The organism is bacterium (assembly GCA_023150945.1).
Taxonomy (GTDB): Bacteria; Zhuqueibacterota; Zhuqueibacteria; order Zhuqueibacterales; family Zhuqueibacteraceae; genus Coneutiohabitans.
Map to the genome: position 1 here is coordinate 21,133 of JAKLJX010000041.1, position 6,741 is coordinate 27,873.

Annotated in this window: 4 protein-coding genes; 1 reads left to right on the top strand and 3 read right to left on the bottom strand. The window is 58.4% G+C overall.

The features are described 5' to 3' along the window. Window positions 1–296 precede the first annotated feature (296 nt). Both L6R21_27415 and L6R21_27420 read right to left on the bottom strand, forming a co-directional pair. Window positions 297–3,239: a TonB-dependent receptor gene (locus tag L6R21_27415; GenBank protein ID MCK6562937.1), complete on the bottom strand. Its 2,943-nt coding sequence runs from the start codon at window positions 3,237–3,239 to the stop codon at window positions 297–299. Window positions 3,240–3,274: 35 nt separating this feature from the next. Further along, window positions 3,275–4,315, bottom strand: coding sequence for a LacI family transcriptional regulator (locus L6R21_27420; protein ID MCK6562938.1), 1,041 nt, complete (start codon window positions 4,313–4,315; stop codon window positions 3,275–3,277). 874 nt (window positions 4,316–5,189) lie between these two features. Here L6R21_27420 and L6R21_27425 point away from each other — a divergent pair. Beyond that, window positions 5,190–5,465: a hypothetical protein gene (locus tag L6R21_27425; GenBank protein ID MCK6562939.1), complete on the top strand. Its 276-nt coding sequence runs from the start codon at window positions 5,190–5,192 to the stop codon at window positions 5,463–5,465. 901 nt (window positions 5,466–6,366) lie between these two features. On the opposite strand, the gene L6R21_27430 is transcribed toward L6R21_27425, so the two are convergent. Continuing rightward, window positions 6,367–6,741, bottom strand: a 375-nt coding sequence (locus L6R21_27430) for a hypothetical protein (protein MCK6562940.1), incomplete at its 5' end; no start/stop codon positions are given.

A 6,741-nucleotide genomic window follows, 5' to 3' on the forward strand; every position in this document is an offset into this window, starting at 1 on the left:
CGCGGGCAGCAATAAGCCCGGTTTGCACACTGTTGTCTCACACGATTTATCCACCACCACTGTCATCCAGTAAGGATCTTGTGAAGACTTGGGTACACTGCCGTGCCATTCACCTCAAAAGCTCACCGCCAAGACGCGCAGAACCCGGAGAAGGACTTTCTTGATTTCAAAACCCTGCGCTCTCCGCGACTCTGCGGTTAATATATTTACTTCGTGGTTAAGAATCTTTCAGAACGTTATTCTGACTTTGCGCGTCTTATCGCTTCGCCATGAGCTGCGTAGCGCCGCGCCTGCCCTCAAAATTCAAACCGCAACTGCATGTACATCTGCCGCGGCGGCACTTCGTAGGAATACCACTCCCACTCGTCATCCTCGCCGGAAAACCAATTCTTGGGCAGGCGTTCGCGTTCCGGCAAATTGGGATTCTGATGCCAGCGCACCAGGTCATCACCGTAGAGCAGGCGCAGGAACTTCGCATCGAACAGGTTGCGGACTTCCAGGCTGAGCTCGGCGCGCAGCCCGGCCCAGCGCACGCCCTTGCTGGCCTTCAGGTTGGTTTGATAATAACTGAACCAGCGCCGGTTGTTGGGCTTGGTGGAGAGATCACCCGGCGCATGATAGGTGTAAGGCTCGCCGCTGCGCCACCAGAAGTAAAGGTTGAGGTTGAAATCGCTCAACGGCCGGAGGCCGGCAAGTCGCGGCCCGCGCCCCGGCTCGACATACAGATTTGCCCATGCCTTGACGCGATGGAAGCTGCTCCAGTAGCCTTCGCTTTGCCGCAAGCCCTTGGGCACGTTCACTCGCGGGGAGCCCGGCTCATACAACTGGCGATACCCCACTTCCCCGCTGAAGGACCAGTAAATATCGTGGCTGGCGCCGAGATTGAACGGCCCGCGCCAGCGCGTATCGAGCTTGGTCTCGATGCCGCGCACGTCGGAGTAACCCGAGTTGCTGATCATCAGCGCCTTGGTGGTGCTGTACTGCGCGGCATACACGCCGGTGATTACCGTGGCTTCGCGGCTGGCATCCTTGTAGTAACCGGTGAGATCGAGCTTGAGGCGATCAGCGATGTTGTAGTCGACGCCCAACTCGTATTGAATCGTGCGTTCGAAGCCCATATCGGCATTGCCATACCAGCCCTGCCATTCTTCCATGTAGGTGATCTGATCGGCGTAGGGATCGAACACGGTGTTCATATCTTCCGTGTAATTGACGAAGGGAAAGCCGAACATCTTGGTCCACGACGGCCGCTGATAGAAGTGGCCGTAGACGAAATGCAGAACCGATTGCTCGCTGATGGGATGCGAGATGCCCAGCCGCGGTGCCAGCGCGAGCTGCAGCTTGGTGCGCTCGCGTTCGGGATTGCCGGGGTAGCCCAGTGGTTTGCCCGGGTCATGGCCGGGTGTGGTGGGCTGCATCGCCAGCGGGTCGTAGCGGTTTTTCGGTGCCGAGCGGTTCTGGTGAAAGAAATCCAGGCGCAAACCGGCATTCACCACCAGGCCGGGAAACTCCATCTTGTCCTGCGCATAGAAATTGCCTTCATAAGGCTTGCCGTCGAAAAGGTTCAGGAGATTCCAGCGATTGCCGCCTTCGTAGACGCCCATGAAATGGCGATAGCTGAAATCGTAGCGCCGGAAGCCCAGCCCGGTTTTCAACTGATGGTGCGCAGTGAGCTGGTTGGTGTAGTCGGCCTTGAGCTGGATGATCTCGCTGCGATTGTTGGTGAAGGTGTGAAAATAGCCCTGGTCGAGAAAGCGGTTGATCATCTTCTGCTGGTCATCGCGCCGTGCCCACAGGCTGTCGGGAATGACATGGTCGCGATCGGAGCGATCCATCTTGTCGCGCAGGTAGCTGAGATTGATCTCATAAAACGACTTGGGATTGAGGGCGTGGGTCACCCGGGCATACACCTGCGACCAGCGCCGCAGCTCGGGCCATTGCCGGTAGATCGCGCCCTCGGGATTGTATTTGGCGCGCGCGTATTGCTCATCGATGCGCATGGGCGCCAGCCAGGCCGATTCCTGCGCCGACTCGATGGTATTGAAATTCACCGCGGGATAGTCCGCGCTCTCATAGCCGCCGTGGAAGCCGCCCAGCCGCAGCTTGAACGCAGGCGAGAAGCGGTAGTTCAAATAGCCCTGAAAATTGAATTCGGGATTGTACGCCAGCGGCTGCGGAAAAATGCCGACCGCTTTCTTGTAGCGGCCGGAGGCGAGAAAGCTCAGTTCGTCCGTCAGCGAACCCAGCAGCGTGGCCTCGATCTCGGGCTCGGCGCGCTCGGTATATTTCGCCAGCGTGCGGTTCGGGGTGATGGCGCTGCGCCACGCCGCCAGCAGCGAATCAGGATTCTGCCCGAAAAACGGCCCGCTGTTCGGATCCTGCGACTGCTGCGTCCAGTAATTGCGATCGAAGAATTTGTAGTCGTAGTTTTCTTGGCTGTAGAAATTACGGCCGAAGTGATACTTGCCCGCCGGCCGCAGCCGCGTGATCACTGTGCCGTGCAGTCCCGCACTGGCCTCTTTGGTGACGATGTTGATGACGGCGGAGCGACCCTCGCCGTATTCCGCATTGTAACCGCCGGTGAGCAGCGAAATTTGCTCGATGGTGGAGGTGTTGAAGCCGGTGTAATTGTCGGAGAGCAGGCCGCTGTTTACGCTGAGATTGTCGAGCATGTAGACGGCCTGCACGATCGAACTGCCGCGAATGAAGGTTTGTGTCTGGCCGCGCGTCCACGCCAGCGAGGGCGGTGAAGTGATGATGCCGGTTTGCGTTTCGATCGCTTCTTTGACCGTGCGCACCCAGGATCTTTCCATCTCGCGCACCGTGACGATTTGCTCGCTGGCGGTGAGATCCGGCTCGATCACCGGCCGGTCGGCGGTGACCGTGATCATCTCGCCTTCCAGCAGCGCGGCGGTCAGTGCGGCCTGCAACTGCGTGGTGCGGTCGGCATGCACGATCACTTCAGTCTGCGTCAGTTTCTCATAGCCGATGTAGGAGAAAGTGACGGCATGGCTGCCGGAGGGCACATTCAAGATGAAAAACTCGCCCCTGGCGTCGGTGGCCGCCCCGAGCGTCGTGCCGTCAACCAGCACGCTGACGCCGATGAGCGGCTCTCTGGTTTGACGGTCGATGACCTTGCCGGCGATCTTGCCGGTGGTGCCGGCGGGCAGATCGCTAAACCAGAAGGCCAGACAGCACGGCAGCAGCAAGAACAGCCGGAGCAGTGTACTTTGCTTCATCAGAGACTCCTTGCGAATGAGCGGAAGCGCAGGTCTCAGGAGGCTTGCCGCACGACGGCAAGCGCAGTGCGGCGCATCACCGAATCGCGCACGATCAAGCGCGGCTCCAACAGAATACGGCGCCGTTCCGCCTCGGGCTGGCGCAATCGGCGAAACAGCAGTCTGACTGCCATCTCCCCCATCTTTTCAACGGGCTGCGCCACGGTGGTCAGCGCCGGAGAGAGGTAGGTCGCAAAGCTGGGATCATCAAAGGTGATGAGTGACATGTTCTGCGGCACCTGGCAGCGATCTTCCTTCAGCGCCTCCAGGGCGCCCATCGCAATCAGGTCGCCGGCAGTGAAAATCGCGGTGGGCGGATCCTGCAGCTTGAGCAACAGCTTGGTTTCCAAGTAGCCGTTGTAATTGCGGAAGTCGTCACCCACGATTAGGCGTTCGTCAACCGGCAGGCCGGCGTCGCGCAGCGCCTGGCGATAGCCTTGCAAGCGGCCCGCGTTGACGTAGGTGCCGGGCAGACCCTGGATGAAGGCAATCTGGCGGTGACCCTCGCGAATCAGATATTCAGTGGCCAAATAGGCGCCGCGGAGGTTGTCCACGCTCACCGCATCCACGGCCAGCCCGGGAAAGCAACGATCGACCATCACCCAGGCCGTGCCCGCCGCTTCGATCTGTTCGAAATGTTGCGTCTCCTGGCCCACCGGCGCGATGATCAGGCCGTCGACTTTTTTTTCGATCAGCACTTTGGTGGATTCCGCTTCGATGATGGTGTTCTCATCGGCATCATACACGAAAATGCTGTAACCCGACTTGCGCAGTTCGCCGGCGATGCTTTTGACCAACGTGGCAAAAAAGGGATTGGCGAGATCGGGCACGATCACGCCGATTTCGTGCGTCTGCTGCAACCGCAGGCCGCGCGCGAGCTTGTTGGGCCGATAGCCGAGTTCCTTGGCGGCTTTCTGCACCAATTCCTTGGTGTGCGCGCTGATCTTGTACTTGTTGGAATGGTCATGCAAGACGCGCGAAACGGTGGACACGGAAAAGCCGGTCTTCTCAGCGATCTCAAGCAGTCGCGTAGACATTGCGATTTGCCTTTCCTGCTGCGGGCAACTGGCACCATGCCGCGGGCGCCAGTTGGCGGAACGGCATGGTGGAAAGTGCGGCTGCCCGACCACACCCTCACCAATGCTTTTGGAAGCCTCAGCCCGACGCACGAGGCTTCCGGTTCAACTCACCCAACGCGGAAATCCCAGAGAATGAGCCACCGGGCTGCCGGATTTTGCAAACGTTTGCACGCAAAGCCGCAGTCGATCCGAGAGCGGCTGAAATCCGCAACCCTCCGGGCAGCCACGCACCTGTCAGATTTGGAATCCCACGAAGCCACACAAGGTCAATACCGGAACCGCAGAGCAGCGGAAAAAGTTGAAAAAGGCTTTTCTGATGTTACAGCGCTGCGCTCTCTGCCTCTCTGCGGTTCAAGTATCTGCTTTGTAGTCAACGATTTTTCAGAATTCCAATCTGAGCACGTTCAACATTCGAGGACGGGTGCTGCGGTTCAGATCGAAATGCAAGGGTGATTTGTGCAAACGATTGCGGCAAACCATACTATTCTGCAATGAGATTGTCAAGCGATTTTTCTGGCCTCGCCGCGCCCGCCTTTGCACGCCGCGCCGGCGGATCTTTTGGAAATTCCCGCCGGCGACGTTGAGGCCATTCGCCGCAAACCAAGGATTCCAGCTTGACTATGTCGCGGCGTTTTGGCAATATCCCAATGCTGATTCGTGGGACAAGACGAGACCTGAGCCTGCGCCTCGGCGCTCGAGCCGGAGCCCAGCGTCCGTCCGGGGCTGAGGGCCAAGCGCTGCTCAAAGTAAGGAAAGATTCTTCAGGACGAGGCATAATGCGGTTGCCTGTGGCAACCTCGACCTCAGAGGCGCAGAGGGCGAAGAGAAGCAATTGTTCGCCTCCGACCTTTCGGCTCTCTATGCACAACATGTCACTGGACTGTCACTGCGCGACGTCAGCATCAAATGGGGGAATGTCACCGCAGCGTGCTTCCAATACGGCGTTCACCTCAAGAACTTCGAGACAGTGGAATTGACAAATGTTTCTGCCGCCTCGTCGCCTGCGAATCGGGATTTGCCCGCCCTCTTCTTCGAAAAGGGTACTGACTTAAGGGCAAATCTTGAATCGCAGCTTTACCGAACCAAGCAGGTGACGAAACGACTCTAAAAGCAAAGCAGAGGAACCGAAAAACCGGATTCTTGGAAGGGAAGGAAGATTCAATCGATGAAGAAAACTGCTGGAGCGGCATCTGCGCTGCTGTTTGGTGAGAGCGGGAGGCCAGGGCCGTTAGCGCGGGGAGCGCCGTGCGGCACGACGCCAGCTTGATTGGGATGTGCCACAATCGCAAGCAGTTGACTGCCGCGTCCAAAGTCGGATCTACCTATGGCAACCACTCTCTACGGAAATCGAATTCTCATTTCACTGGCCCTCCTGATGATGGCAGCGTCTCCGACCGCAGCGCAGGGACTTGCCGCTGGCCAACGCCTCCGGGTCACCGCTCCGCAACTCGCGCTGCAACGCCAGGTGGGGCAACTGCAGTGGCTCGACGGAGACACGCTCATCCTGGCCACTGACGTTCAGCGCTGGGTTGTGCCGCGTGGATTGCTGACACAACTCGAATCGTCCCGTGGCCGTCGTGGCCACCCCATGTTGGGGCTTGCCGTCGGCGCGGCCGTGGGTTTTGGAGTCGGCGCGATACTTTTCCCGCCCAGCTCTACCGCCTGCACCGGTTCCGGGAACTACGCGGAGAACTGTCGCTTATATCGGGCAGGCATTGTTCTCGGGGGCCTGGGTCTGGGAGCCCTCGCTGGGGCACTCTTTCGCACCGAGCGGTGGGTGTCGCTTCCTGTTGAGTCCGTCCGGTTCAGTCCAGCGCCGCACCGTTCGCCACCATAATCTCGACGCCGCCCACCTGCTGAAGAGAGCAACGCGATCGTCAAGCAGGTTCCCATCCGGTGAACTCAGCTTGAAACCGGAAGCAGGAAGAAGTAATCATGCGGATTACCTCTTCAAACACAGAATAAAATTCTGAAAGTTCTTTGTCATTTTAAGCGGCCTGTTTGAGGCCCTAGTCGACACACAATGCTTCAAGATTGATCTGAATATTGCGATAGAGGTGATCGCGATGATCAAGTTTGGGCTTGGGGCCACGCTTCTTGTCGAGGTGAGCTAAGGCTAAGACAGGTTCAAGAATCTCGTCACGGAACACGATTAGCCCAACGGCTGTTTTCAAGCCCTCGCTGGTAAAACGATAGCGTTGCCGTCCGGTGATCTTTTCGAGGATGGTTTTGGCTTTGAGTTTGCGCAGATCATAGCTTACCTGTGATTTCGTGTAATCCTGGCTCTGCAAGCGTTGCCGCACCTGTGCATAAAGCTCAGCGGCGGTAAAGCCATCCGGTCGTTTCGCAAGCGCCACGGCGGTTCTCAGCACCGTCATCACGCG

What these genes read in the sequence shown, in the direction of transcription:
- L6R21_27415 (MCK6562937.1), bottom strand. Translation starts at nt 3,239, where the DNA reads ATGAAGCAAAGTACACTGCTCCGGCTGTTCTTGCTGCTGCCGTGCTGT.
- L6R21_27420 (MCK6562938.1), bottom strand. Translation starts at nt 4,315, where the DNA reads ATGTCTACGCGACTGCTTGAGATCGCTGAGAAGACCGGCTTTTCCGTG.